The sequence below is a fragment of the Paenarthrobacter sp. NPDC057981 genome (assembly GCF_042886835.1).
In the GTDB taxonomy this organism is placed as follows: domain Bacteria; phylum Actinomycetota; class Actinomycetes; order Actinomycetales; family Micrococcaceae; genus Arthrobacter.
The window spans coordinates 17,304-42,221 of sequence record NZ_JBHVQI010000026.1; the positions used below are offsets into that span (position 1 = coordinate 17,304).

The 24,918-nt window shown below is 64.1% G+C and carries 22 protein-coding genes, 1 tRNA gene and 2 riboswitches; of the genes, 11 read left to right on the plus strand and 12 right to left on the minus strand.

Annotated features, from left to right (window positions below; all coding sequences use genetic code 11):
* Positions 1-80: 80 nt before the first annotated feature.
* From ACFVSI_RS18465 to ACFVSI_RS18475, 3 genes are read left to right on the plus strand one after another with little or no spacing between them, the layout of a single operon-like run.
* Positions 81-908 carry a hypothetical protein gene (locus ACFVSI_RS18465; RefSeq protein WP_387826842.1) on the plus strand — a complete coding sequence of 276 codons (828 nt, stop codon included), beginning with the start codon at positions 81-83 and terminating at the stop codon, positions 906-908.
* Positions 905-2,359, plus strand: a complete 1,455-nt coding sequence (locus ACFVSI_RS18470; RefSeq protein ID WP_387826845.1) for a hypothetical protein — start codon at positions 905-907, stop codon at positions 2,357-2,359. Before ACFVSI_RS18465 ends, ACFVSI_RS18470 begins: the two co-directional genes overlap by 4 nt.
* The gene (locus tag ACFVSI_RS18475) at positions 2,356-2,781 is read left to right on the plus strand and encodes a hypothetical protein (protein ID WP_387826848.1); all 426 of its coding nucleotides are present in this window, start codon (positions 2,356-2,358) and stop codon (positions 2,779-2,781) included. The genes ACFVSI_RS18470 and ACFVSI_RS18475 overlap by 4 nt, the downstream gene beginning before the upstream one ends.
* On the opposite strand, the gene ACFVSI_RS18480 is transcribed toward ACFVSI_RS18475, so the two are convergent.
* A complete protein-coding gene (locus tag ACFVSI_RS18480) occupies positions 2,768-3,553 on the minus strand; it encodes a DUF998 domain-containing protein (RefSeq protein WP_387826851.1) in 786 nt (261 codons plus the stop codon). The genes ACFVSI_RS18475 and ACFVSI_RS18480 overlap by 14 nt on opposite strands.
* 106 nt (positions 3,554-3,659) lie before the next feature.
* Between ACFVSI_RS18480 and ACFVSI_RS18485 the strand changes: the two genes are divergently transcribed.
* The 3 genes from ACFVSI_RS18485 to ACFVSI_RS18495 all read left to right on the plus strand — a co-directional run bounded on the left by ACFVSI_RS18485 (position 3,660) and on the right by ACFVSI_RS18495 (position 4,572).
* A tRNA-Arg gene (locus ACFVSI_RS18485) sits at positions 3,660-3,732 on the plus strand.
* 1 nt (position 3,733) lies between these two features.
* The gene (locus ACFVSI_RS18490; RefSeq protein WP_387826854.1) at positions 3,734-4,177 is read left to right on the plus strand and encodes a DUF6314 family protein; all 444 of its coding nucleotides are present in this window, start codon (positions 3,734-3,736) and stop codon (positions 4,175-4,177) included.
* A complete protein-coding gene (locus tag ACFVSI_RS18495; RefSeq protein WP_387826857.1) occupies positions 4,174-4,572 on the plus strand; it encodes an NUDIX domain-containing protein in 399 nt (132 codons plus the stop codon). The genes ACFVSI_RS18490 and ACFVSI_RS18495 overlap by 4 nt, the downstream gene beginning before the upstream one ends.
* 57 nt (positions 4,573-4,629) lie before the next feature.
* Here the strand turns inward: ACFVSI_RS18495 and ACFVSI_RS18500 are convergent, their stop codons facing one another.
* Both ACFVSI_RS18500 and ACFVSI_RS18505 read right to left on the minus strand, forming a co-directional pair.
* Positions 4,630-6,543: an ABC transporter ATP-binding protein gene (locus ACFVSI_RS18500; protein WP_387826860.1), complete on the minus strand. Its 1,914-nt coding sequence runs from the start codon at positions 6,541-6,543 to the stop codon at positions 4,630-4,632.
* 3 nt (positions 6,544-6,546) lie between these two features.
* Entirely contained in the window at positions 6,547-8,208 is a 1,662-nt protein-coding gene (locus tag ACFVSI_RS18505) for an ABC-F family ATP-binding cassette domain-containing protein (RefSeq protein ID WP_387826863.1), read from the minus strand.
* Positions 8,209-8,416: 208 nt separating this feature from the next.
* On the opposite strand from ACFVSI_RS18505, the gene ACFVSI_RS18510 reads away from it, so the two are divergent.
* The 5 genes from ACFVSI_RS18510 (at position 8,417) to ACFVSI_RS18530 (ending at position 12,332) form a co-directional block, all read left to right on the plus strand.
* Positions 8,417-9,139 carry a hypothetical protein gene (locus ACFVSI_RS18510; RefSeq protein WP_387826866.1) on the plus strand — a complete coding sequence of 241 codons (723 nt, stop codon included), beginning with the start codon at positions 8,417-8,419 and terminating at the stop codon, positions 9,137-9,139.
* A complete protein-coding gene (locus ACFVSI_RS18515; RefSeq protein ID WP_387826869.1) occupies positions 9,136-9,843 on the plus strand; it encodes a hypothetical protein in 708 nt (235 codons plus the stop codon). Before ACFVSI_RS18510 ends, ACFVSI_RS18515 begins: the two co-directional genes overlap by 4 nt.
* Positions 9,844-10,081: 238 nt before the next feature.
* Positions 10,082-10,897 carry an amino acid ABC transporter substrate-binding protein gene (locus ACFVSI_RS18520; protein ID WP_144662678.1) on the plus strand — a complete coding sequence of 272 codons (816 nt, stop codon included), beginning with the start codon at positions 10,082-10,084 and terminating at the stop codon, positions 10,895-10,897.
* Positions 10,898-11,557 carry an amino acid ABC transporter permease gene (locus tag ACFVSI_RS18525; protein WP_387826872.1) on the plus strand — a complete coding sequence of 220 codons (660 nt, stop codon included), beginning with the start codon at positions 10,898-10,900 and terminating at the stop codon, positions 11,555-11,557.
* Positions 11,544-12,332, plus strand: coding sequence for an amino acid ABC transporter ATP-binding protein (locus tag ACFVSI_RS18530; protein WP_387826875.1), 789 nt, complete (start codon positions 11,544-11,546; stop codon positions 12,330-12,332). Before ACFVSI_RS18525 ends, ACFVSI_RS18530 begins: the two co-directional genes overlap by 14 nt.
* A 28-nt stretch (positions 12,333-12,360) precedes the next feature.
* Here the strand turns inward: ACFVSI_RS18530 and ACFVSI_RS18535 are convergent, their stop codons facing one another.
* From ACFVSI_RS18535 to ACFVSI_RS18575, 9 genes are all read right to left on the minus strand, one after another.
* Complete coding sequence (locus ACFVSI_RS18535; protein ID WP_387826878.1) at positions 12,361-15,390, minus strand: alpha-mannosidase; 3,030 nt, start codon at positions 15,388-15,390, stop codon at positions 12,361-12,363.
* A 170-nt stretch (positions 15,391-15,560) separates the two neighbouring features.
* On the minus strand, positions 15,561-16,424 hold the full coding sequence (fdhD, locus tag ACFVSI_RS18540) for a formate dehydrogenase accessory sulfurtransferase FdhD (RefSeq protein WP_387826883.1): 864 nt from the start codon (positions 16,422-16,424) through the stop codon (positions 15,561-15,563).
* Position 16,425: 1 nt separating this feature from the next.
* On the minus strand, positions 16,426-18,732 hold the full coding sequence (locus tag ACFVSI_RS18545) for an FdhF/YdeP family oxidoreductase (protein WP_387826886.1): 2,307 nt from the start codon (positions 18,730-18,732) through the stop codon (positions 16,426-16,428).
* A gap of 65 nt (positions 18,733-18,797) precedes the next feature.
* Positions 18,798-20,141 carry a molybdopterin molybdotransferase MoeA gene (locus ACFVSI_RS18550; protein WP_387826889.1) on the minus strand — a complete coding sequence of 448 codons (1,344 nt, stop codon included), beginning with the start codon at positions 20,139-20,141 and terminating at the stop codon, positions 18,798-18,800.
* Positions 20,138-21,031 carry an NTP transferase domain-containing protein gene (locus ACFVSI_RS18555; protein ID WP_387826892.1) on the minus strand — a complete coding sequence of 298 codons (894 nt, stop codon included), beginning with the start codon at positions 21,029-21,031 and terminating at the stop codon, positions 20,138-20,140. Before ACFVSI_RS18555 ends, ACFVSI_RS18550 begins: the two co-directional genes overlap by 4 nt.
* A 42-nt stretch (positions 21,032-21,073) precedes the next feature.
* Positions 21,074-21,574, minus strand: coding sequence for an HNH endonuclease (locus ACFVSI_RS18560; protein WP_144662688.1), 501 nt, complete (start codon positions 21,572-21,574; stop codon positions 21,074-21,076).
* A 217-nt stretch (positions 21,575-21,791) separates the two neighbouring features.
* The gene (locus ACFVSI_RS18565; protein WP_387826895.1) at positions 21,792-22,556 is read right to left on the minus strand and encodes an NlpC/P60 family protein; all 765 of its coding nucleotides are present in this window, start codon (positions 22,554-22,556) and stop codon (positions 21,792-21,794) included.
* 93 nt (positions 22,557-22,649) lie between these two features.
* Positions 22,650-23,381, minus strand: a complete 732-nt coding sequence (locus ACFVSI_RS18570) for a C40 family peptidase (protein WP_387826898.1) — start codon at positions 23,379-23,381, stop codon at positions 22,650-22,652.
* Positions 23,382-23,385: 4 nt separating this feature from the next.
* A riboswitch (cyclic di-AMP (ydaO/yuaA leader) is annotated at positions 23,386-23,568 on the minus strand.
* A 124-nt stretch (positions 23,569-23,692) separates the two neighbouring features.
* Positions 23,693-24,529, minus strand: a complete 837-nt coding sequence (locus ACFVSI_RS18575) for a M23 family metallopeptidase (RefSeq protein ID WP_144662691.1) — start codon at positions 24,527-24,529, stop codon at positions 23,693-23,695.
* A 4-nt stretch (positions 24,530-24,533) separates the two neighbouring features.
* Positions 24,534-24,774: riboswitch (cyclic di-AMP (ydaO/yuaA leader) on the minus strand.
* Positions 24,775-24,918: the final 144 nt, after the last annotated feature.

The following is a 24,918-nucleotide window of genomic DNA, read 5'->3' on the forward strand; positions in this document are numbered from 1 at the left end:
CCCATTCCGCCGCCAGCCCCACGCCGATACCGTGAGCCTTGGCGCCAGCTTCGGCGCGCGGAGTGTATTGGGGGAAATTCGTGGGAGAAATTCGAGCCGGTTCCAGGCTCAACGTCGTTGAGATCACCGGTCTGGCGTGGGCAGCAACTGTCCGCAAGGCCGCCGAATCGACGGACAGCGGCCAGGACGCGGAACTTGCCGCGTATCAGGCGTCCTTGCAGGCGCAGGGTGACGTTACACCCGAAGTTGCAGAGGAACTCCTCCGCGCCGGCATTCTCGATGCCCGTGGGGTGATGTCACAGCAGTGGGTGCTGGCAGTCTTCCTTGCGGCGTCGGCACCCCTGAAAGCGTCCACCGTCGTTCAGTTTGGGGGGACAGCTCAGTTTGGGGGGACAGCTCAGTTTGGGGGGACGCTGGAATCGGTCCACGCTGACATCGGCATGGCGCGCGGGCGGGGCGTTGGCGTCTCCTATCGCCGCCGCGTCAGCACCGATGCGGGAGGTGCGGACGTGACGGAAGTCCGTAACGCCGTCGAGGTTTCCTTCTTCCAGGAGGAGGACGCTTGGGCGTCCCTCAGCCGTCATTTTCCGGACCTGACCCAGCTCGTTGACTCCCCCGACAACCTTCCGCAGCCCAAGGCCGTCGACGTCGGCTGCACTATCCACCTTGAGGTGACGGCGGTTCCCCCAGGGAGGCATGGTTCCCAGCCATACCAACGCCGGCACAGCTGGGGTGTCGCCGAACGCCTTTACTCCGTGGAGGCAAGCCGCGGGGAGGCCGCCACGGCCTCTTTGGTCCCCGTCGCCGCCACCGAAATTGCAAGCGAGTTCGCCTGGTCCGTGCTGGGCGGTCGCGAATACCTTGCCAGCGCCCGCGTCGGTGCCGGTACCGGGGGCGTGCGCGCATGAGCCTGTATGGAATGGACGTGGAGGGCGGCCGGCGCCTCAGCAAGGAGTTTGCCCGGAGCGGCCAACGGTTGCTGGACCTGAGCGGCAGTCTCACTCCGCTCATCACCGACGTCGAGTGGCACGGCGACGACGGGCAACGGTTCACCCACGCTTGGAAGGCCTACCGCAGCCAACTTGTCGCCGCCGGGCATGCGCTCGAAGCCGCCTCACGCGCCGTGCAACGGAACGTTGACGAGCAGCTGGCAGCCAGCGCCCCATCGGTCCGCTCCGCTGGAACGTCCGCACTGGACCGGCTGCTGGACGCGGCCGCTGACGATGCGGGCGGGCTGTGGAGCACGTTCGGCAAGGTCAACCGCGTGCTGGCCGGCACCGGGGCGACCATGTGGTACCTCGCCCAGGACCTGGCACCGCTCCCTGTCGGAAACCTGATGGATGCCGAAGAGAACCGTTTCACCCGTTTCGGCGACATGGTGAACTTGGGCTGGGGGTGGCTGACGTCAGGCGAGCCACCATCGATCACGCAGATGGTGTCCAACGGCGTGCTTTTCGTCTCTGCGACGTTGAACACCGCCGCGACGGTGACGAGCTTTGGTTTCCAGAACCCGCATTTGATGGATGATGGCCGGCCGGTGGCGGGGAATCCCGTTCCGCTGACGGTCGGAACGCCCGGCGAAACAGATGCCAACGGCAGAGCTGTCACGCCGGTTCCGTCAAGCGTCAGTGCCATCCTTGCGGCCACTGACGCCGCCTACTCCGACGCCGGAATAAAGGGGACGGAGGATACTGGCATCAGGATCACCACGGTTGAAAAGCCAGGCAGCCCGCCAGCCTACATCGTCAGTATTCCGGGCACCACGCGGTGGATGCCCGATGGCGCGGCCAACCCCACGGACCTCACCGGGAACCTTGAACTCGCTGGCGGGAATCTGTCGACGGCCGCGCAGGCCGTCAGTCTGGCCATGGAGAAAGCCGGCATTCCTCCGGGTGCGCCGGTCATGCTGTCGGGACACTCCCAGGGTGGGATGATCGCCACTGCATTGGCCTCGGACAGCGGCTTCACGGACAGGTTCAACGTGACCAACGTACTCACGTATGGGTCACCCGTGGACTCGGCCTCTATCCCGTCGTCCATCGATGTGCTGGCCTTGCAACACTCCGGCGATCCCGTTCCCAAGGTGGACCTGGCCGACGCCACCATGCTGCCTGGCGGCGGAATCACCGTGAGCCGGGACAACAACGCCATGGTGGTCACTTTGCCCAATCCGGATATCGACCCCGGATTCGCAGGGATCGGCTACCACGATTCAAACCGCTACGTGGATTCAGTCACCCGGTTGGAAGGTGGCGGTCCCATCAACCAGTACAGTCAAAACGACTCCACCCAGCAGTTCCTGACCAACGACGCCAGCCAGGTGTCTTCAACCGTGTCCAACATTTCCCGAAAGCAGTGACCTTGAGCAAACTTCCCAGACCGCTGGCAGCAGTACTGATCCTTGGGCTGTTCCTGCTCGGCATCACGGCGTGCGGCGTGGGTGGCCCGTCCAAAGCGGAGCAGCTCAGCAAGGAAATGCAGGATGCGGCGATGTCCGTAGCCGGGATGCAGCAAGCCGATGTGCACGTGATCATGAACACGTCCGGAAACTTCATCACCGCAAAGCTGACAGGGACAGGCTCGGACCAGGCCTCACTTGCCGAGGCTTTGGATAAAGCGTTGCCGGCGATGCTCGAAAAAACGACGGCACTGAACAACGGATCCTTCGCGATCAGTATCTTTTCACCGGATGACTCTGTGTCGGTGGGCTCCCGCGCCCTCGGCTACACCGGTGATTCCTCGCTGGAGGAATTCCGGGAGTACTTCCTCAACCGGCCCTGAGCGCTTTCCGTTCCGTCCGCAAGCGTTGGGCGATCACCAGGCCCGCGGCAGCCAGGCCTATGGTCACGGGATAGCCCATGAGCCGTTCCAGGGTCCCCGGCTGCGGCACTTCCATTCCGGTGACGCCGCCAATCACCAACGCGCCCAGGCAGACCACGGCGCAGGCAGCGAGGAACCAGCTGACCGGCGTCTGCCGGAACCACAGTATGGCCAGCAGCAGCAGGGCAAACCCTCCGCCAATGAAGAACATGAGGGCACCGGCGAAATGCCACGGAGAGCCCGCATCTTCGGGTACCAAGCCAACAATCACCGTTCCCAGCCCCGCCACTCCCGTCAGGATCCGGACAGCGACAGCCAGAATCCAGGGCACCGTCAGCACACGTGCCTGGGCCAAGCTGTCCCCGGCCGCACGGAAACGCCTTGCCTGGATCCCCGGCCTCGCCGCGACGCACAAAAGCCCTGCCGTCAGGAAAAGGGCGCCGAGGACCAAGGCCAGGCCCTGGACCACAAAGGAGGCATTCATCAGCCAATTCAAGGGCGAACAGACGGCGCGGTCCTCATACACACCGCAGGAAACAGCCCCCAGATCGCTGATGAATCCGGTGGCCCTGCTGTAGGGCTCCGGACCGGCCCAGGCCTCGATCACCGCAGCTTCCGCCACGAAATACTGAACCACGCTCAGCTGGGCCCATCCGCCGATGTTCGCCCTGGTGCTGCGCAGGTCCGGGAGGAAGGCCCCGGCCTGTACGGGTGCAATCTGGTGGCCATTCATGACCGTCAGCCTAGCGGTGTTCGGGCGGCGGCCCGGCAGCTTGTATGCTTGTAGTCGTGTCCGGGCCCTCGAGCTCCAGCAGTGGGATTCCAAGCCGTGGACACAGGCCCTCGTAGCTCAGTGGATAGAGCACGGCTCTCCTAAAGCCGGTGTCGTTGGTTCGATTCCAATCGAGGGCACTTGAACCTTCAGCAGCCCACCCCGGACCTGCGGGCCTACCTGGCAGGCAGCTGGGTGGTGGAGCGGAGCCTCCTGGACCGCGCATCGGGCACCAAAGGTTCCTTCACCGGCGTCGTGCGCTATCAAGAGAACCCCGACGGCGGGCTGGGCTACCGCGAAGACGGAACCATGCACTGGCCCACCCACTCTGGACCTGCGTTCCGCGAATACCTCTTGAAGCCGGGCAGCAGTCCGGAATCCATGGACGTGTTCTTTCCCGACGGCCGCCCATTCCACGTCATGAGTTTCGCGGAGCAGGGCCACCAGGACAAGCACTGGTGCGATCCGGACGATTACCGCGTCAACTATCTGTGGGAAGGCCCGGATGCGTTCAGCTTCACGTGGGACGTCCGCGGGCCGGCGAAGGACCTGCTGCTTGAATCGCACCTGAGGAGAAATGCATGAACGTGATCGTGGTCAGCGCCGTTTGCGTCTACAACCAGGACGGCCAGCTCCTCACCGTCCGAAAACGCGGCACGGAGAAGTTCATGCACCCCGGCGGAAAGCCCGAGACCGGAGAGACTGCTGCGGAGGCGGCGTCCCGGGAGTTGCTGGAGGAAGTCGGCATCGAGGTGGCCGCACAGGACCTGGAACCCTTGGGCGTCTGGCATGCCGTTGCCGCCAACGAGGACGAGACCACCATCGAGGCCACTGTGTTCACGGCCCCGGGCACGTGGGAAGCGCACCCCTCTGCGGAAATCGCCGAAATCCGCTGGCTCGACCTCGGCGCTCCCCTGCCCGACGACTTGGCCCCGCTCCTCACGGACCACGTCCTCCCCGCACTCGCGGCCCCCAACTAGGGGACAGCAAACGCTCCACTGAGGTGCCAGTGGAACGTTTGCTGTCCCCCAGTTGGGTCAGAGCTCGGGGACCGCTTCCTGGGCCACAGCTGCAGCCTCGGCGAACTGGGTCCGGTACAGCTCCGCATAACGGCCGTCCGCCGCCAGCAGCGCCGTATGGGTGCCGCGCTCCACGATCCGCCCATCCTCCACCACAAGGATCGCGTCAGCGGCCCGGACGGTGGACAAGCGGTGTGCAATCACGACGGCGGTACGCCCCTCGAGCGCCTCACCCAAGGCCGCCTGCACGGCGGCTTCGTTGGTGGAGTCCAGTGCTGCCGTAGCCTCGTCCAGGATCACGACGCGCGGCTGCTTGATGAGCAAACGCGCGATGGTGAGCCGTTGGCGCTCGCCACCGGAGAGCCGGTAGCCGCGCTCGCCCACCACGGTCTCCAGACCGTCGGGCAATGACCGGATCATGGGCTCCAGGCGTGCACGGCGCAGCACGTCCCACATGTCCTCGTCCGTGGCATCCGGCCGGGCGAGGCGCAGGTTCGAAGCGATGGTTTCGTGAAAAAGGTGGCCGTCCTGGGTCACCATGCCCAAGGTGTCACGCAGCGAATCGAAGGTGATGTCCCGGACGTCGGTGCCCGTCCGTGGTCCGTGGCCGCCGAGGCGCACGGCTCCGGAATCGACGTCGTAAAGGCGGGACAACAGTTGGGCGATGGTCGACTTGCCGGCACCGGAGGACCCTACCAACGCCACGGTCTGGCCTGGTTCAACCCGGAAGCTGACACCGTGCAGCACTTCCTCGCCACCGCGGGTGTCAAGGGTGGACACGTCCTCCAAGGAGGCCAGGGAGACCTTGTCCGCTGAGGGGTAGGAGAAGCGAACGTCGTCAAACTCCACCGCGACAGGGCCGGGGGCAACCTCAACCGCGTCCGGCTTCTGCGTGATCAGTGGCTTCAGGTCCAGGATCTCGAAGACGCGCTCGAAGCTGACCAGCGCGCTCATGACCTCCACCCGCGCGTTGGACAGGGCGGTCAAGGGAGCGTAGAGGCGGGTCAGCAGAAGTGCCAGGACCACCACGTCGCCCGGGGCGAGCTGGCCGCTGAGGGCCAACCAACCGCCCAGGCCATACACGAGTGCCAGCGCCAAGGCGGAAACCAAGGTCAGGGCCGTGACAAACGTGAACTGGAGCATGGCAGTCCGGATGCCGATGTCACGCACGCGTCCGGCCCGGTCAGCGAACTCCCGCGATTCCTCGTCCGGCCGGCCGAACAGCTTCACCAAGGTGGCGCCGGGAGCGGAGAATCGCTCCGTCATCTGGGTTCCCATGGCCGCATTGTGGGCGGCGGCCTCGCGTCGAAGATCGGCCAGTTTTGAACCCATGCGCCGTGCCGGGATCAGGAAGATGGGCAGCAACACCATGGCGAGCACGGTGACCAGCCAGGAAGTATTGAGCATCACGGCAAGGGTCAACGCCAAGGCCACAACGTTGCTGACCACCCCGGACAGCGTTCCGGCAAACGCGGACTGGGCGCCAATAACGTCATTGTTCAAACGGCTCACCAAGGCACCGGTCCGTGTCCGGGTGAAGAACGCGATGGGCATGCGCTGTACGTGGTCGAACACGCGGGTGCGCAAGTCCACGATGACGCCCTCGCCGATCGTGGAGGAGAGCCAGCGCGTCAGCAGCCCCACTCCGGCCTCACCCACGGCAACAATGGCGATGAGCACGGCCAACCAGACCACCGGTCCCACACCCGCATTGGCGATGATGGCATCCACCACCTGCCCGGCGAGTACCGGGGTGGCCACGGCCAGCACAGCCCCGGCAATGGACGCGATCACGAAGGCAATGAGTTTGCCCTTATGCGGGGCGGCAAAAGCCAGGACCCTTTTCAGGGTTTCCTTCGAGAACGGCTTGGAGCCGCTCTGTGCCCGGGTGATTTTGTAAAGCGAGCTCCAGGCCACGCCGTCCATGCTCATGCGTTACTTCTCCTGGCTTGGGGTGTGGTGGAGTTCCCGGACTTGTCCGTTGTCCAGAGGCCACCGTGAATCGAGTCGGACATTTTCCAGCAGGCGGCGGTCGTGGGTGACCAGCAGCAGCGCCCCTTCATAGCTCTCCAACGCTTCTTCAAGCTGTTCGATCGCGGGCAGGTCCAAGTGGTTGGTGGGCTCATCCAGGACCAGCAGGTTCACGCCCCGGGCCTGCAGCAAGGCGAGCGCAGCACGGGTCCGCTCCCCCGGGGACAGCGAATCCACGGTGCGGGAGGTGTGGTCCGCCTTGAGGCCGAATTTGGCCAGCAGGGTGCGGACGTCGGCGCTGTTCCAGTCAACCAAGACAGCCTCCACGGCGTCACCGAGCTGCCGGTCGCCGTCGAGCAGTCCGCGTGCCTGGTCGATTTCGCCGATGGCGACGGACGCACCCATGGAGGCCTCGCCGTCGTCAGGTTGTTGTGTCCCCAGCAGCAGGCGCAGCAGCGTGGACTTGCCCGCGCCGTTCGGTCCGGTGATGCCGATCCGTTCCCCGCCGTTGAGTTGGAGGTTGACCGGCCCCAGCGTGAAGTCGCCTTGGCGGGCGACGACGTCGCGCAAGGTGGCGACGACGGCACTTGAGCGGGGTGCCTGGCCGATGCTGAACTGGAGCTGCCACTCCTTGCGGGGCTCTTCGACCTCTGTGAGCCGGGCGATGCGGGACTCCATCTGGCGGACCTTCTGCGCCTGCTTCTCGGAGGATTCGGTACTGGCGGCGCGACGGATCTTGTCGTTGTCCGGGTTCTTCTTCATCGCGTTTCGGACACCTTGTGAGCTCCACTCGCGCTGGGTGCGGGCGCGGGAGACGAGGTCGGCCTTGGTGTTCGCGTATTCTTCGTAGCGCTCGCGGGCGTGCCGCTTGGCCACGGTGCGCTCTTCGAGGAAGGATTCATATCCGCCGTCGTAGACTGCCACCGAGTTTTGGGCGAGGTCCAGTTCCACGACTGTCGTGACACAGCGGGCCAGGAATTCGCGGTCGTGGGACACCAGGACCACCCCACCACGCAAACCCTGGACGAAGGCTTCGAGGCGTGCCAGCCCATCGAGGTCCAAGTCGTTGGTGGGCTCATCAAGGAGCACCACATCGAAGCGGCTCAGCAGCAGCGCGGCGAGTGCCACCCGGGCCGCCTGCCCGCCCGAGAGGCCGGTCATCAAGGCGTCGGGGCCGACCTCGAGCCCGAGGTCCGCCAGGACAGCGGGGATGCGGTCCTCCAGGTCCGCCGCACCGGAGGCCATCCAGCGGTCGAAGGCAAGGGAGTAGGCGTCATCAGCGCCGGGAGCCCCCGAGCCAAGCGCTTCGGCCGTGGTTTCCATCTCCAGGGTGGCTTGGGCGCAGCCGGTGCGGCGTGCGATGTAGCCCGCGATCGACTCGCCCTCCGTGCGCTCGTGTTCCTGCGGCAGCCAGCCCACAAAAGCATCCGCGGGCGCCAGGCTGATGCTGCCTTCCTGCGGCTGGTCCACACCGGCCAGGAGACGAAGCAGCGTTGATTTGCCTGCACCGTTCGCGCCCACCACGCCCACCACATCGCCCGGCGCCACGGTGAGTGACAGCTTGGAAAAGAGTGTGCGGTGGCCATGACCACCGGCAAGTTCCTTGGCCACCAAGGTTGCAGTCATTTGTCTATCCTCCAGCAAAAGGAACGCGGATCATCCGGCCGCGATTCCCGCGGGCATGGAAAAACCCGCCGGTCCGGACTTGGGGGGTGTTCGGACCAGCGGGTTCAATCACCAGCATAATTCAATGTGGCGACCGCGTAAAATCGATCTGTACTCCCACTTCAGCCTTTGCCGGGTTTGCTTCGCGTTACATCACAGAGAGTTCCCCATGCCCCTACAGTCCAAGGCGTTCCAGCGCTGGCTTCATGGCGTTGCGCCCGATGCCAGCACGGCGGACGTTTGCAGGATCGCCGGCATCAAGAGGACAACCTTGGCCCAGCAACTGGTCCGCGGCAAGGTGGCCGAATCCACGCTGGTGAGCATCAGCCGGGGCTTCAACATCAACCCCGTGCAGGCACTGTCCACCTTTGACCTGTACTCCGATCTCCGCGGCGACCCCGTGCCACCCACCCCCTGCGAGCTGGTGAGCCAGGTCGCCACCATCGACCTTTTGCGCGCTGTGGTCGAACGCAGCGAGCCCGGTTCCGGTCCCGCCGCTCCCCTTTCGGAACCGCCGCACCCTACGTCGGTGCGCAACTGGGTGGACGCGATCGACGACGGCGAGCTGCGGCACCGGGTCAGCGGCACCACGGGCATCGCTCCCCAGAATTTCTCCGCCCATCTGACAGCCAACCGGCTTCCACCGGAACTGGCGATCGCCACCTCGCGTGCGGCCGGCGTCGGCCCGGCGGGAGGCTTGGTGGCAGGGGGACTCATCACGGAAGCCGAGGCCGGATGGGCTCCCAATGCCCGCCGCGACGCTTTGGACCGGATGAGCCAAAGTGCACTGGTGACCCTTGCCGGTGAACGGCTTATGGCGTTGGGCAAGACTCTTCGCCGACAGGAACAAGACCACGAACGTACTGAAAGAATTTGGGAGAACCTCGGATGACGGCTGTCCTGCCCTGGGTCACGCTGGTAGTTTGCCTTGCGATCACTGTCGCACGGATACCCAGCGCGCTGCGCGGGGAGAACCGTGTGGTGTTCTACATTTTTTCGTTGATCTCTCTCAGTATCTTCATCAGCATCGAAGCTCCCTACCTGGTGATTGATGGTTGGTTGGGCGGGATGAACATCGGCAACCTGATCCTGCGCTTCCTGCTGTATGCCACGTTCTTCTTCATGGGCATCAAGATCGCCACGGCTTTCGGGTCGGAGTCCGCTCTGCGGGCCATCCGTGGCCCGATTGGCATCACCGTGGCCGCGATTGTGGGTGCCCTGACCATCTACTTTTTCCTCATTACGGACACGCGTGGCTCGTCGGCGGGAATGAGCGGGCTGGTGTGGGGACCGTCCTTGGAGGCCTACGCGTTCATGGGCCGCTTTTATCCGGGGTTCGTCGCCGCCTGCCTGCTACCGGCCATTTGGCGCACGGTGGTGAGCCAGGCCCCGGTGCTTCTGCGCGTGGCTTCGGGCTTGCTGCTCCTGGGTTTGTCGCTCCTTTTGCTGTCCCAGCTCTTTCCGCTCATCCCCTTTTCGGAGGCCTGGTTGCGCGTCTTGATCAACTACTCTGCAGCTCTGTCTACGTGCATCGGATTGGCCGGAATCTGGTTCTCGAAGGCCTTCGCACGTCGCAAACGACGTCTCTCGGCGTAAGACTTTCACAAAACCATTAGATCGTGGCACAATCATGAATGTGTGAATGCGGCTGCAGCCTGACACCGGAATCAGAGAACGGGTTTCCGGTGGATGTGGCGCCCACGTGAGCACAATTGGGGGGATGAGTGGTGGCGGGCTGTTGGGGACCGCCCCCACTCAGCCTTTTTAACGCCACATTCGCCCGGCATAGGTGTCCACCGCAGAACCGTTCCCCTCGCGTGACTAAGATGGCTCCATGAACAGCCTCCGCACCCGTCGATCCGTCCTTGCCGCCACCCTGGCTTCCGCTGCCCTTGCCCTTTCGGCCTGCGGCGGAGGATCAGCACCGGCGCAGTCCGGCGGGGACACGTCCCTGTCCGACGTGAAGTCCAAGGGCGAATTGGTCATCGCCACCGAGGGTACCTACCGCCCGTTCAGCTTCCATGCCGAGGGCGCAGGCGACCTCACCGGATTCGACGTCGAGATCGCCAAGGCTGTGGCCGAAAAGCTCGGCGTCAAAGCGTCCTTCCAGGAGACCCAGTTCGACGGCATCTTCGCGGGCCTCGATTCCAAGCGCTTCGACACCATCGCCAACCAGATCTCCATCAACGATGAGCGCAAGGCCAAGTACGAGTTCTCCAGCCCCTACACCATCTCCACCGGCGTAGTGGTCACCAAGTCGGACAACTCCAGCATCAACAGCTTCGCCGACCTCAAGGGCAAGACCACCGCGCAGTCCCTGACCAGCAACTTCTACAAGATGGCCGTTGAAGCCGGCGCCAATGTCCAGGCCGTTGAAGGCTGGGCGCAGTCCGTCACCTTGGTCCAGCAGGGACGCGTCGACGCCACGGTGAACGACAAACTCACCTACCTGGACTATGCCAAGACCACTCCCGACTCGGGCCTGAAGGTCGCGGCAGAGGCGCCGGACAAGACAGAAAGCGCGTTGGTCTTCCGCAAGGGCTCCACTGAGCTCACCAAGGCCGTGGACAAGGCTTTGGAAGACCTCCGTGCGGACGGAACGCTGGCGAAGATCTCGGACAAGTACTTCGGCGCGGACGTCACCAAATAGATGAACTGGGACCTCGTCTGGAGTTCCTTCGGGCCGCTCATCACCGGGGCCGTGACCGGAACCATTCCGCTCACTCTGATGTCCTTCGCCTTCGGGCTGGTGCTTGCCTTGTTCGTGGCCTTGCTGCGGTTGAGTCCCAACGTCGTGCTCTCGGGAATCGGCCGTTTCTATGTGTCAATCATTCGCGGAACTCCCCTGTTGGTGCAGCTTTTCGTGATCTTCTACGGCCTGCCCAGCGTTGGAGTAAAGCTTGATCCCTGGCCCAGTGCGGTCATCGCGTTCTCCTTGAACGTGGGCGGTTACGCGGCTGAGATCATCCGGGCCGCCATCCTGTCCGTGCCCAAGGGGCAGTGGGAAGCCGGGCACACCATCGGCATGTCCAACCGGCAGACCCTGGTGCGGATCATCCTCCCGCAGGCTGCCCGGGTCTCCGTTCCTCCGTTGTCCAACACCTTCATCTCACTGGTGAAGGACACGTCCCTTGCATCACTGATCCTGGTCACCGAACTGTTCCGGAATGCCCAGCAGATCGCTGCTTTCAGCCAGGAGTTCATGGCCCTGTACCTGCAGGCAGCCCTGGTCTACTGGGTCATCTGCCTGGTCCTTTCCACAGCGCAGTCCGCGGTGGAAAGGAGATTGGACCGCTATGTCGCCCACTGATCCGTCGAACATGGTCCTGGAGGCACGGAACCTCGCCAAGTCCTTCGGCAGCAACACCGTTTTGCGGGACATCGACATCGATATCCGCCGTGGACAAGTAGTGGCCCTGATCGGGCCCTCCGGCTCAGGAAAAACCACGGTCCTGCGCTCGCTCAACGGCTTGGAAATTCCCGACGGCGGTACGGTCACCTTCGGGGGCAGCGATACCTCACGCGGTCTTGCCATCAATTTCGGGACCAAGGTGGGCAAGAGGGACATCGCCGCACTGCGCGACCGCAGCGCCATGGTTTTCCAGCACTACAACCTGTTCCCGCACATGACGGTGCTCAAGAACATCATCGAGGGGCCTGTTCAGGTCCAGAAGCGCCCCAAGGCCGAAGCCATCGCCGAGGCCGAGCGCCTGCTGGAGCGTGTGGGTCTGGCTGACAAACGCGACGCTTATCCCTTCGAGCTCTCCGGCGGCCAACAGCAGCGCGTGGGCATCGTCCGGGCGCTGGCCCTGAAACCCCAGCTCCTGTTGTTCGACGAGCCCACATCAGCCCTGGATCCCGAGCTGGTGGGCGATGTCCTGGGTGTCATCAAGGAGCTGGCGGAAGAAGGCTGGACCATGGTGATCGTGACCCACGAGCTCGCGTTCGCCCAGCACGTGGCGGACGAGGTCATCTTCATGGATGGCGGCGTTGTGGTCGAACGGGGCCCGGCTGCCGAGGTGCTGCGGGCGCCCCGGCAGGAGCGGACCAAGCTCTTCGTGAAGCGGCTCCAGCACGACGTCTGAGCTGGTGACGTCCGCCCGTATCCTGGCGCTATCGCGCGAAGCGCAGCGTAACCAACTGGAACGGGCGGAGCACCAGGCTGACGGTGGAATCGTCCTGCACGGTGACCCCGGGAGTCTCCGTGACGCGTTCCAACAGGTCCGTAGCAGTGGCACCCGTAGCGTCAAAGCCGGGCTTCACCAGGGCAGCTGAGCGCTCTCCCAGGGATTCGTAGAGCCTCACCACAACATCACCGGAGCCGTCTCCGGCCAGTTTCACAGCCTCCACCACAATTCCCGGGTTGGACACCGAAACCAACGGATCGACACCGTGCCCGCCGGAGACAAAACGCGGCTTGAGGTTGGTCCGGTACCCCTCCTCCACGGCGTCGGCTATCGCCGCCCCCGGCCTGATGGACAACTCCAGGGTGTGTTCGCCCCGATCCGCTTCCGGATCCGGGAAACGGGCCGAGCGCAGCAGCGAGGTGCGGACCGTCGTCGTCGTTCCACCGTCCTGGCGGACCGCCCTGGTGACGTCGTGTCCGTAGCTGGAGGCGTTGCTGATGGCTACGCCGTAGCCCGGTTCAGCAACGTGGATCCACCGGTGGGCACAGATTTCGAACTTCGCCGCTTCCCAGGACGTATTGGTGTGGGTGGGCCGGAACACGTGGCCGAACTGCGTCTCCGAGGCGGAGCGGTCGGCGCGGACATCCAGCGGGAAGGCGATCTTGAGCATCTTCTCGCGTTCCTGCCAATCGACCGTGGTGGCGATCCCCAGGGAGGTTGCTCCGGCGTCGAGCGTCAGGCGCTGGGTGATGGTCGATGCGCCCACCGTGCGCTTAATCAGCACGACGACGCCGGCCGCGGTCCGCTCGAGATCGATGGCTTCCGCTTCGGTCAACGGGGTGACGTTGCGGCGGTAGAACTCCTCGATGTCCCAGGCATCCCACTCGTTGGGAGTGTCACGGAACAGCTCAAGCAGGTTGCCGGCCTGCCCGGGGGCGATAGCCTCCCTGCCGCTGGCGTGGTCCATAACGGAGGTCAGGAGGCCGTTCGCATTCACCACAACCCGGATCAGTCCGTTGTCCACCACGAAACCGCCTTCGGAGTGCTCCACCTGGACGCCGGACCCGGGCTGGCTGGTCTCGGCGACGCCCAAGGCAGGAACCCCGCTGCGCTGATGCGGAGCGGCGTTCAGGAGGAATTCGGTACTGCCCTCCCCCACCAGCGCGTGTGCTGCCTGCGCAATGATCTGCTCGAGCTCGCGGGAGATTGCCTCGTAGTTCCGCTCGGCATCCTGGTGGACCCACGCGATGGAACTGCCCGGAAGGATGTCATGGAACTGCTGCAGGAGCACCAGCTGCCACAACCGCTTCAATTCGTCCCGGGGATACGTGTAGTCGCTGCCAAGGCGGACCGCCGCAGTGGAGCACCACAACTCTGCCTCACGCAGCAGGTGCTCGCTGCGCCGGTTTCCCTGCTTGGTCTTGGCTTGGCTGGTGTATGTCCCTCGGTGCATCTCCAAGTACATCTCCCCCACCCAGACAGGAAGGTTGCTGTACTCGGCCTCAGCCTTGGTGAAAAAGTCCCTGGCTGTGCCCATACGGACCTTCGGCGAGCCTTCCAGGTCTGCGGTTCGGTGTGCGGCAGCCACCATTTCGCGCGTGGGTCCGCCACCGCCGTCGCCATATCCGAACGGCACCAACGACATCGTGCCCCGGCCGTGATCGCGGTAGTTTCGCTCCGCATGCGCCAGTTCCCGGCCGTGAAGCTCAGCGTTGTACGTATCCACCGGCGGGAAGTGCGTGAACAAGCGGGTGCCGTCGATGCCCTCCCACGTGAACGTGTGATGGGGCATGCGATTGACTTTGTTCCACGAGATTTTCTGGGTCAGGAACCATCGCGAACCGGCTTCCTTGACGATCTGCGGGATGGCCCCCGAGTAGCCGAAGGAATCCGGGAGCCAGGCTTCCTCGCATTCGATGTCGAACTCTTTGAGGAAGAAGCTCTTGCCTTCCACGAACTGGCGTGCCATGGCTTCCCCGCCGGGCATGTTGGTGTCCGATTCCACCCACATACCGCCGACGGGCACGAACTGGCCGGCCTTGACCTTTTCCCGGATGCGGACGAAAAGCTCCGGGAAGAATTCCTTCATCCACGCCATTTGCTGCGCGGAAGAGCAAGAAAAGACAAACTCCGGGTCCTCATCCATGAGTGCCACCACGTTGGAGAAGGTCCTGGCGCACTTGCGGATGGTTTCACGGACCGGCCAGAGCCAGGCGGAATCGATGTGGGCATGGCCTGTAGCCAGGAGTTCGTGGGCGGAGGCGTACGCGGGTCGGGCCAGGACCTCCCGCAGTGCTTCGCGGCCGGCGGCGGCGGTTCCCGCGACGTCGTCCGGGTCCATGATGTCCAGCATGCGCTCGAGTGAACGGAGAATCTCGTGGCGCCGCGGCAGTTCCATGGGCAGTTCATGCATCAAGCCGCTGAGGGTCCAGATGTCCTGGTTGAGCTCCCAGACGGTTTCGTTCAGTTCGGCAATGGCTATGCGGCCAAGGCGATAGCGCGGCTCGTCTCCCGAAGTAGCCTTGTCCCCCAGCGGCGTTGGGGCAAAGGACCAGCCCTGCGCGACATCCGGGTTGGCCGCGGCCTCCACATAGAAATCGACCGAGAGCCCGCCACCCAGAAGCTTGAGGGGGACGTGGTAGTTCCGGGGAGAAATAGCCTTGATGATGCTGCCATCGGCCCGCCAGGCGGTTCCCTCGCACTGGAACCCGGGGACGTCGCTGTTGAAACCGAGGTCCACGATGATCTCCACGGCCGTGGAATCGGACATGCCCCAGTCCTGCGGAACCTCACCCTGCAGGCGCAACCACTTGGTGCTCCATGCCTTGCCCCATGGCGCGCCCGGCTCCTGCGGAGTGAACAGCTGGCGCATCGCTTCTGCGGCAGGGACGGGCTCGCCCGGAGCATCCCAACTGCTCAGTTGCAGCGGTATTGCCCTGCCGTAAATGGCCGGAAGAATGCGGTCCCGAACGAATCGATCGAGACGCTGTTCAGTGATCCGGCGGTCGTCGTGCAATTAATTCCCCTTTTGGCGGTGACTGGGTGGCAAGGCTTGATGACCGGGCGCCGGCGTGCCGGGCGAGGACGGCGTCGTGGTTGTCGCCGCGTTTCCAATCGATGGATAAAATCTACGGCGTTCACGGTCAATAGCCAAGTGACCTGAGGATATCGCTTGCACGAGCAACACTATGCCCCCTGCTCCACGATCCTTTCGCGGCCGGCGTACACATTCAGGCTCGCGCCCCGGCTGAAGCCAACCAGCGTGATGCCGGATTCCGCAGCCAGCTCTGCCGCCAGGCTGGAGGGCGCGCTGACGGCAGCCAGCACCGGGATTCCGGCCATGGCAGCTTTCTGCACCAGCTCAAAAGATGCCCGCCCCGAAACCTGGAGTACCGTACCGCGCAGGGGCAGCTTGCCGGAGCGCAAGGCCCAGCCCACCACCTTGTCCACCGCGTTATGCCGGCCGACGTCTTCCCGGAGGCAGAGCAGTTCGGTGCTGCCGTCGTCGTGAATTTTGAAAAGTCCGGCAGCATGGACACCGCCGGTCTTGTCGAAGACGGCCTGCGCCTCACGGAGGCGGTCAGGCAGCGCGGCGAGGGCAGCCACGGGAAGGGTGACGTCGTCTTCGTTGGGGCTGTGGTGTGACGACTTACGGACGGCCTCGATGGAATCCGTGCCACAGATGCCGCACGAACTGGAGGTGTAGACATTCCTGCCCGTGTCAGGGCGAACGACATCGGGGCGGAGCTGGGCATCCACGACGTTGAAAGTCTGTACCCCATTCTCGTCCTCCCCCGAGCAAAAACGCTCTGAAATCAGCTGGGAAGGCTCCCAGATGATGCCCTCAGAGACAAGGAACCCCGCCACCAGGTCAAAGTCGTCCCCCGGGGTCCTCATGGTCACCGAAAACGACATGTCGCCGAGCCGGATTTCCAGGGGCTCCTCCACCGCCAGGACGTCTTCCTTGAAGCGGACTGGATGCTCCAATGCCTGGGGCGAGCCATCCAGGACAAACTTGTGCACCTTGCGGCGCTGCGTCACACGTCCCATGTCAGGAACCGACCTCCTCGTGCCTCACAAATCGAACAGTCATGGCCTTATACCCGGGGGTGTTGGACTCCCGGGCCACGAGCTCCCGGTGCACCAACGCATTTGCCTCGGGGAAGTACGCCGCGGCGCATCCCTTGGCCGTTGGATACCCGATAAGCCGGAACTTGTTGGCCCGCCGCTCCGACCCGGAGAACGTGGAAACAACGTCCACCAGTTCGCGATCCTGGAATCCGAGTTCCGTCAGGTCCTCTGGGTGGACCAGAATGACGCGACGTCCGTCCGAGACCCCCCGGTACCGGTCATCCAAGCCGTAGAACGTGGTGTTGTACTGGTCATGGCTGCGCATCGTCTGCAGGATCAGGTGCCCCTCGGGAGCCTCCAGGTACTCCAGCGGCCGCACGGAGAAGCGGCCCTTGCCGATGTCCGTGGCGAATGTCCGGGTATCCCGGGGCGGGTTGGGCAGCACGAACCCGTTCTTGGTACGGATGCGGGCGTTGAAGTCCTCAAAGCCGGGGATCACGCGCGAAATGTGGTCCCGGATCACGTCATAATCCTCGGCCATGGCACGCCAATCCACGCTGTGGTTCCCGCCCAAGGTTGCCTGCGCCATGCGGGCCACGATCACCGGTTCACTGAGCAGGTGCTCGGACACCGGTTCCAACCGGCCCTGCGTCTTGTGGATGACGGACATGGAGTCTTCCACGGAGAGGAACTGCTTGCCCTTGGGGTGTTTGTCGTCCATGTCCGTGCGGCCAAGGGTTGGCAGGATCAGCGAGGTCTTGCCATGGACAATGTGGGCACGGTTGGGTTTGGTGGAGATGTGAACGGTCAGGCCCGCTTTTTTCAGGCCTTCTTCCAACGCCGCAGTATCCGAGCCTGCGGCTGCGAAGTTTCCGCCCATGGAGACAAAGACATCCACCTCGCCCTTTTCCAGGGCGTGCTGGGTTTCCACTGAGTCGTAGCCGTGGTCCCGCGGCATGGAGAAGCCGAATTCCCTGTCCAGTGCGGCAAGGAAGGATTCCTTGGGCTTTTCCCAGATACCCATGGTCCGGTCACCCTGGACATTCGAGTGGCCCCGGACCGGACAAGCCCCGGCGCCGCGCTTGCCGAAGTTGCCCTGCAGCAACAGCAGGTTGATGATCTCCCGGAGTGTGTCCACCGAGTGCGGCTGCTGCGTCAATCCGAGAGCCCAGCAGATGATGGTGGCCTTGGAGGCCGCCATCATGGAGCCCACCTTGGTGATCTCTGCACGCGACAGGCCCGTTGCCCGTTCCGTTTGCTCCCAGTCCAGCACCGAACGCGCTTGCCGGTAGGCGTCAAAGCCTTCGGTCTGGCTTTCGATAAAGGAATGGTCGACGACGGTCCCCGGGTTGAGTTTCTCTTCCTCCAGGAGCAGGTGGCCAAGTGCCTGGAACAGCGCCAGGTCACCTCCGACCTTGATCTGCAGGAACTCGTCGGCGATGGTGGTCCCGCCACCGATCACGCCATTGAGCGACTGGGGGTCCTTGAAGTTCAGCAGTCCCGCTTCAGGGAGAGGATTGACGGCCACCACCTTGCCGCCGTTGTTTTTGCAGTCGCGCAGGGCGGACAACATGCGCGGATGGTTGGTTCCCGGGTTCTGGCCTACCACCAGCACCAGCTGGGAGTGGTGGATGTCCTCAAGGGAAACGGTGCCCTTGCCGATTCCGATGGTGGGGTTCAGCGCACTTCCCGAGGACTCATGGCACATGTTGGAACAGTCCGGCAGGTTGTTGGTGCCCAGGCTGCGCGCGAACAGCTGGTACATGAAGGCGGTCTCGTTGGCTGTCCGGCCCGAGGTGTAGAACACGCACTTATCCGGGGTGGAGGCGTTGATGTGTTCCCCGATCAGCGCGAAAGCTTCCGTCCAGCTGATCGGTGAATAGTGCGTGTCCCCGGGCCGGATCACCACGGGCTCCGAGATGCGGCCCTGGCTTCCCAGCCAGTATTCAGTTTTGCCTTCAAGCTCGGCGATGGAGTGGTCGGCCCAAAATTGTGAGCCAACAGTGCGCGTAGTGCTTTCTTCGGCGATGGCCTTGGCACCGTTCTCGCAGAACTCCGCGGGGCTCCGCCGTCCGGTGATGGACTCCGGCCACGCGCAGCCCGGGCAGTCGAAACCATCACGCTGGTTGACCCTCAGCATGGAACGGACAGTGCGGGCTACTCCGGCTTGGGCGTATCCGCGTTCGAGGGCCACTGTGACGGCTTTGACTCCTGCCGCGGCTCGTTTGGGCGGGTGGATCTGCAGGTCATCTTCATTGATGTCCTGTTCGGGAGCATGCCTGTTCATGAGTCCATCATTGCACCTTGCAGCCGCTGGTTTTCGCCACAAGTAACACTGCAGCCGCCTCGCGCTCAGGCGTCCAGTCCGCTCCAGTCCACAGGTCCCGACGACGGCTTCCGCTGCGGGCGCGCGGCCGTTTTCCGGGGCTTGTCCTCGGGGGATTTGGGCACGGGCAACGCCCTCCCCCAGGGCAAGGGGAAAGCCTGGACAGGTTCACCCAGCTGGACTCCATGCGGCGGAACCACCATCACTCCGTCCGCACCGGCGAGCCCACGCATCATGCCCGGTCCCGTATGCTGGGCCGGCGATGCCAGGCCGTACACCAGCTTGAACGGCATCAGCCGCGTCCGTCCGGGCTCCGTGTCGATGGTGGTGCCACAGGGAACCTCTCCCACCTCGCCCAGCTGCCGGTGCCCCAGCGCCGCAAGCAAAGGTGCCCCGATGGTGAACAAGGCCATCATGGCCGCCAACGGGTTGCCCGGCAGTCCCACCACGAAACGGCCATCCGGCAACTCTGCCAATACGGCTGGGTGCCCCGGCCGCATCGCGATGCCGTCGATCAGCAGCCGGCCGCCAAGTTCGGCCACCGCCTTCCGGAAATGGTCCGTACCGGAGCGGCCGGTCCCCCCGGTGGTAATAACGACGTCGGCAGGCGGCTCCGCTTCTGCGTCCGGTTCGCCAGGCGCCGGTTCCGTGTCTTGGAGCGCGGCCAGCCACTCCTCGTAGCTGTCGCCTACCCGGAGCTGCTCCCCCGCTATGCCGCCCAGGAGTTCAACCACTGGGCCCAATTGCGGTCCGAAGGTGTCACGTACTTGCCCAGCCTGTGGAACCCCGCGCTCCACTACCTCGGATCCGGTCAAGAGGAACCGGACCAGGGGTTTGCCCACAGCGTCCAGGTGGTCCAGGCCTGCGAGGGCAGCCAGGGCAATGTGTGCCGGATTTACCACGGTTCCGGCCTTAAGCAGGACCTCCCCCACTGCGGCCTCTTCCGCCGCTTTACGGATATGTTGGCCGTTGCGCGGCTCACCCGGCTTGGCGGTTCCGCCGAGCGCGAGAAGCGGCAGGCCGTCGTCGTCCGTGGTGATGACGCCACTTTCGCTGCGCAGCACAGCCTTGGCGCCGGGAGGTATCAGGCCGCCGGTGAAGATCGGGCTCGCCTGATGGGGCGCCAGTCGCTGGCCGGGCCCGCTGAGGATCCATGGGCCGCTTCCGTTGACTGCCCAGCCGTCCATGGCAGAGGAAGCGTAATGCGGCATGTCCTGAACGGCCAAGGCGTCTGCAGCCAAGGTCCGGCCAAGCGCGGCCTTCAGCGGGACCGGACCCGCCGGTATGGGCGTGGCAACGTCGAACGCGCGCTGCCGGGCTTCCTGCCATGTGTGTGCCGCATGATGGCCCTCGCGCGGGGCCTCCGTCATTCTGCGTCAGTCCCGGTCTCCGAGTACTCCTTGGCTATTTTCCGGGCCAAGTCCAAGGCTGCGTTCATGGAGGCGTCGTCGCTGGCCTGGCCGATGCCACGGGCCATGCCGGCGGCATAACCGGCGATGAAGGTAGTGAGCGGGGCTGCCGGGCGGACCACGGAATGCGCGGCCACTCCGGCCACAGCCAGTACCTCGTTGATGTCCACTTCCACGCCCTCGAGCTCAAAAGCCTGCAGCAACGTGCGGCACCAATCCTCGAGGGTCTCTTCCTGGCTCTTCACGTTCGCCTCCAACTCATAGTCAATACCCAGGGCCGCCGCGTCTTCCCACGTATCCACGTCATCCGTGGACCCTGCCGGGACGCCGACGTCCAGCAGGTTCAGCCTAGCAAGCAGCTTGAACACTGGTGAGTCCGTTAACCCCGGACCGTGCGAGGCCGCGTCCACTTCCCGTTCCAGGGCAGCCGTACTGTAGACCCCCAACAGGGGCTGCTTTCGGCCATCAACGGATACCGCCATCACCCCTTCTACCGAGGAATTCGCTTCAAGTGCCTCGAATAGCCGGGCGAGCCCCTCCGAGGCTTTGGGCATGTCGCAGGCCAGAACCAGTGTCCATTCAGAGGGCGGCCTTGTTTTCAAGGCGGCCAATCCTGCAGCAATCGCCGCCGCCGGCCCGGCAAAGGCGGGCTCCTCGCGCGCGACCAAGACCGGTTCCGGCAGGGGGTCACCGTCAACGTCGGGGCCCACCACAACCACGGCGGTGGCACCCCGCACTGTCTGGAGGGCACGCGAGAGGAGGGTGCCGCCGTCGTACTTCAATGACGGCTTGGGCACGCCGCCGAGGCGGGTGGCCCTGCCACCCGCCAGAATCACGGCGTTGAACTCCATCCGCCCAGAGTACCCGGACGGCCGTAGCTCAGCAGAAATCGATCAGGCAGCGGATTCCGGCAACAGGAACGGGTCCCAGTCCGGCGCAGGTTTCTCGAGTTCTTTGATCTGCCACATGGTCCCCTGGGGCACACCGGGTTTGAAACGGAGTTTCCATCCCATTTCGGCCAGTGTGTGGTCGCTCTTGGCGTTATTGCATTTCAAGCACGCCGCAACCAGGTTTTCCCAGGAATCCGCGCCTCCCCTGGATTTGGGGTGGACGTGGTCTATGGTGTGGGCTGTTTTCCCGCAATAGGCGCAACGGTGGCCGTCGCGGCGAAGAACCCCACGGCGGCTCACGGCAGTGATCCTGTTGTACTTGGGACGGATGTAGCGGTTAAGGAGGATCACGGAGGGGCGTCCAAGAATCTCCTGTGGCCCGACGACAGGCTCGTCGCCTTCGGCCACTACGCTAGCTTTCCCAGTGAGCACAAGGACCAGCGCCCGGCGGAAGGTAATAACCGCCAGCGGTTCATATCCAGCATTCAGAACGAGTGTGCGCATGCACGTACCTCTTCACGGCCGCACCCGTCAGGGGCACGAGGGCCGGCTGCCCTCTGCATGTACGGGCTGTGGATCGACAACACAAGGGTAAGCACTTATATGCCGTATCAACGAATTTATTTGTCGATTCGCTCACAGTGTCTGCAAAAATTCATGCGCGGTTAAAGCAGAACACCCCGCCGGCAACTGCCTGCGGGGTGTTTCTGGAAGTCAATGACTAGCCGTTGACGCGGATGAAAACCGGTCCGGAGCCGACGTTGACGCTGAACAGTGCCGTGGTGGATCCGTTCCATCCACCGTGGACTGCCATGCCGTTGCCGACGTAAACAGCGATGTGGGCCTGTCCGGCCAGACCGCCGTTGGCGTAGTAGGCGAGGTCGCCTGGCTGTGCTTCCGCTGCGCTGACGGTGCGGCCCAGGGAGAGGTAGCCGGCCGGCCAGTCGTGGAAGTGGATGCCAACAGCAGCAAGGGAGTTGGTGACCAGCATGGTGCAGTCCTGCGTCACACCGAGCTGCGCGTAAGCGGCGGCAGCAATGGCTGCGCCAAGTCCGCTGGAGGCTGCTGGAGCGGCAGGGGCCGGGGTTGCGGCGTTGACTGCCAGCGTGGCGTTGGTGGCCGTGGCCGTGGACGCCTTGGCCTCAACCTTTGCCGGAGCCTCTTCCACTACGGGAGCGGGAGCTTCAACAGTGGTGACAACAGGGCGCTCATAGGAAATGGCGACCGTGGAGTCTGCGGCAATCGTGGCCTGGGCTACCGACTGGACGTCGAGCGCGGCGGTCGCCGTCGACTCGCGGTCCACGTTCGATTCTGCAGCGTTGGCAGCGATACCGCTGGTCAGGACCAAACCTGAAGCTGCGGCGATGACTGCCGCCTGGCGGCCGACGCCACCGGCGTTGACGCTGACGGCCTTGGCGATCACGGCAAGCGAGCTGGTCTTGGGGGCCTCAGCGCGGTGCCGTGCAACTTTGTTTGCACTGGTCATTGTTTTTCTCTTTCGTATCCGCAGGCAGTTGGGGTACCTGCGGGTAGTGGGCCGGCTGGCAGGGGTACGTCAGCCAGCCCCGAATCGGTTTCTTTAGCGGAGGGTGAAGAACGAAGACGTGCCCGTGGAAGCCACGGAATGCAGCAGGGTGCCCTGGCTGGGGTTCAAAGCGCTGATCATCATGCCGTTGCCGACGTAGATGCCCACGTGGGCTCCGCCGTTCTGCATGACGAGGTCACCGGGCTGGGGCGTGCTGGTGGGCTTCATTGCCGTCCACGCGTTCACGCGGGGAATGCTGATGCCGGCCTGCGCGTAGACCCACTGGGTGAAGCCGGAGCAGTCCCAACCGTTGGGGGTGGTGCCGCCCCACACGTACGGGGAGCCGATTCCGGTGTAGGCGATGGCGGCAAGCCCTGAAGCGGCCGCGCTTGCAGCAGAATCCTTGGTTTCGGAGGACTTGGCCGTGACTGCCGTGGCGTCCTCGGTGGTGCGCTCGGTTACCTGGGCTGCCCGCTGGACGACCTTGGGGGCTTCCTTGGTGGCCACGACCGGGCTCTCGAAGGAAACGGTGGCTGTCGGCTCTGCAGTGACCACTGCGGTGGCAGCCAGCTGCTGGGTGCTGGAAACTTCCGAGGTGGTGACGTCGGTGTCAGCGGCATTGGCCGGCAGCCCGACAGTAAGGACGAGGCCTGAGGCTGCTGCCAGCACGGCGGCCTGGCGGCCTACGGTACCGGCGTTGGATGAAACAGCCTTCGAAAGAGTGTTCAACGGGTTCGAACGAACCGTTTCAGCGCGGTGGCGCGCAGGGGTAGTGCGTGATGACACGTAGGTAGCCTCTCCCAATGCCTGCGAGGTGAGCTGTCGGATTCGGATGGGAGTCATCCGGCCGCTTTGCTTCCTGGGAAGCTTTGCGACTTAACCCCAAGGCCTTCATTCGAAGACCAAAAGTGGTTCCCCCGCCCCTGCCAGACGATTTTTGCGAACGGACCCCGAGTGGTGGCAGAGCTAGGCAATCCACTCAAGTGCATCGGCCCCCTAAAAAGCCGATGCGCTCTGAACGTTATAACAATTGAAAGCGAATGTCACATTCAGGTCACGAGAGGTGTCATCAATGCGAGAGAAGACCATCAGGTGGCTTAGAGCCAGCCCATGGGGTCGACGACTTCGCCGTTGACCTGGACCTCGAAGTGGAGGTGGCAGCCGGTGGAGGCGCCTGTGGTGCCGCTGAGGGCGACGGTGTCGCCACGGTTGACCGTCTGGCCCACCTGGACGTTGAACGAGGACAGGTGGTTGTACGTGGTCTCCAGGCCATTCCCGTGGTCCACCACAACGCGGTTGCCTCCGCCGTATTCGTGCCATCCGGCAAAGGTCACTTTGCCTGCGGCTGCAGCATGAACGGCCGTGCCGCACTGGGCCACGAAGTCCTGCCCGCGGTGGAAGTCACCCGTGCCACCGGTCAGGGGGCTGACGCGGTAACCGAAGGGCGATGCCGTGACCAGGGAGTCAAGGGGGCTGCCCAGGGTTCCCAGGGAAGAAGCCCGCTGGATGCTGCCGGCGGACTGGGCGCTGAGTAGTTGCTTCAGCTTTCCATCGGGGTCGGCGGCGGTGGCGACGGCCGCGCGGCTGAAGTCGATTTTGGCCGATGCGGCCGCGGAAACCTCGGGCTGGCTTCCCACGGGCCCGCCAACGGCGAGGGCGGATTCGGTCTGGCCCGATTCCGAGGTGGCCATGACGGGGCTGGTAGCCGGCAGCCCGACAGTCAGGACAAGGCCGGTGGCGGCAAGCGCAACTCCGGCCTTCTGCCCGACGCCACTTGCTGCGGCAAAGTCGGCAACCTGGCGCATCGGGCTCTTACGGCGGCGCACCTGGCGTTCGGTGTCGCGCGGCCGGATCTCCGATACAACGCGGGCTGGCCGCAGCTCAGTAGCGGGGCCGGACGCGCGGCGGCGGCCCCTGACGTTCTGCGATGTCAAACTCTGTTCCTCTCTCAAAAGCCTGCGAAGTTAGCTGTCGGATTCGGGTCAGAGAGTTCAAAGACCCGGTCCGCACAAAGCACTCACGGCACACAGGTATCCCAAGGGAGACTTGCGTAAGTGGGCACTTCTGCTGCGGACTTCACCCCAAGGCTGCTTCTTTAGACAGCCGCTTGTGGTTCCCCCGCCTCTGCCAGTGGTGGTGGTTCACCCAATCCGCTGGCAGAGCTCGGCTCCGGATCAGGTAACGCTTTGGTATCAGCGCTAGTAGATAACTATAGGGGATTAAGACCCTCGGTAATAAATTCGTTATCAACAGAAAACGCGCCCGCGGCGGCGGCCCCTTATCACTCTTTCCAAAAAAGTGCAGGTCACACGCGCGCGGGCAG

Excerpts from the sequence above, each read along its gene's own strand:
- ACFVSI_RS18470 (WP_387826845.1), top strand. The coding sequence starts at position 905 with ATGAGCCTGTATGGAATGGACGTGGAGGGCGGCCGGCGCCTCAGCAAG.
- ACFVSI_RS18480 (WP_387826851.1), bottom strand. The coding sequence starts at position 3,553 with ATGAATGGCCACCAGATTGCACCCGTACAGGCCGGGGCCTTCCTCCCG.
- ACFVSI_RS18495 (WP_387826857.1), top strand. The coding sequence starts at position 4,174 with ATGAACGTGATCGTGGTCAGCGCCGTTTGCGTCTACAACCAGGACGGC.
- ACFVSI_RS18500 (WP_387826860.1), bottom strand. The coding sequence starts at position 6,543 with ATGAGCATGGACGGCGTGGCCTGGAGCTCGCTTTACAAAATCACCCGG.
- ACFVSI_RS18505 (WP_387826863.1), bottom strand. The coding sequence starts at position 8,208 with ATGACTGCAACCTTGGTGGCCAAGGAACTTGCCGGTGGTCATGGCCAC.
- ACFVSI_RS18510 (WP_387826866.1), top strand. The coding sequence starts at position 8,417 with ATGCCCCTACAGTCCAAGGCGTTCCAGCGCTGGCTTCATGGCGTTGCG.
- ACFVSI_RS18515 (WP_387826869.1), top strand. The coding sequence starts at position 9,136 with ATGACGGCTGTCCTGCCCTGGGTCACGCTGGTAGTTTGCCTTGCGATC.
- ACFVSI_RS18520 (WP_144662678.1), top strand. The coding sequence starts at position 10,082 with ATGAACAGCCTCCGCACCCGTCGATCCGTCCTTGCCGCCACCCTGGCT.
- ACFVSI_RS18525 (WP_387826872.1), top strand. The coding sequence starts at position 10,898 with ATGAACTGGGACCTCGTCTGGAGTTCCTTCGGGCCGCTCATCACCGGG.
- ACFVSI_RS18530 (WP_387826875.1), top strand. The coding sequence starts at position 11,544 with ATGTCGCCCACTGATCCGTCGAACATGGTCCTGGAGGCACGGAACCTC.
- fdhD (WP_387826883.1), bottom strand. The coding sequence starts at position 16,424 with ATGGGACGTGTGACGCAGCGCCGCAAGGTGCACAAGTTTGTCCTGGAT.
- ACFVSI_RS18545 (WP_387826886.1), bottom strand. The coding sequence starts at position 18,732 with ATGAACAGGCATGCTCCCGAACAGGACATCAATGAAGATGACCTGCAG.
- ACFVSI_RS18550 (WP_387826889.1), bottom strand. The coding sequence starts at position 20,141 with ATGACGGAGGCCCCGCGCGAGGGCCATCATGCGGCACACACATGGCAG.
- ACFVSI_RS18555 (WP_387826892.1), bottom strand. The coding sequence starts at position 21,031 with ATGGAGTTCAACGCCGTGATTCTGGCGGGTGGCAGGGCCACCCGCCTC.
- ACFVSI_RS18560 (WP_144662688.1), bottom strand. The coding sequence starts at position 21,574 with ATGCGCACACTCGTTCTGAATGCTGGATATGAACCGCTGGCGGTTATT.
- ACFVSI_RS18565 (WP_387826895.1), bottom strand. The coding sequence starts at position 22,556 with ATGACCAGTGCAAACAAAGTTGCACGGCACCGCGCTGAGGCCCCCAAG.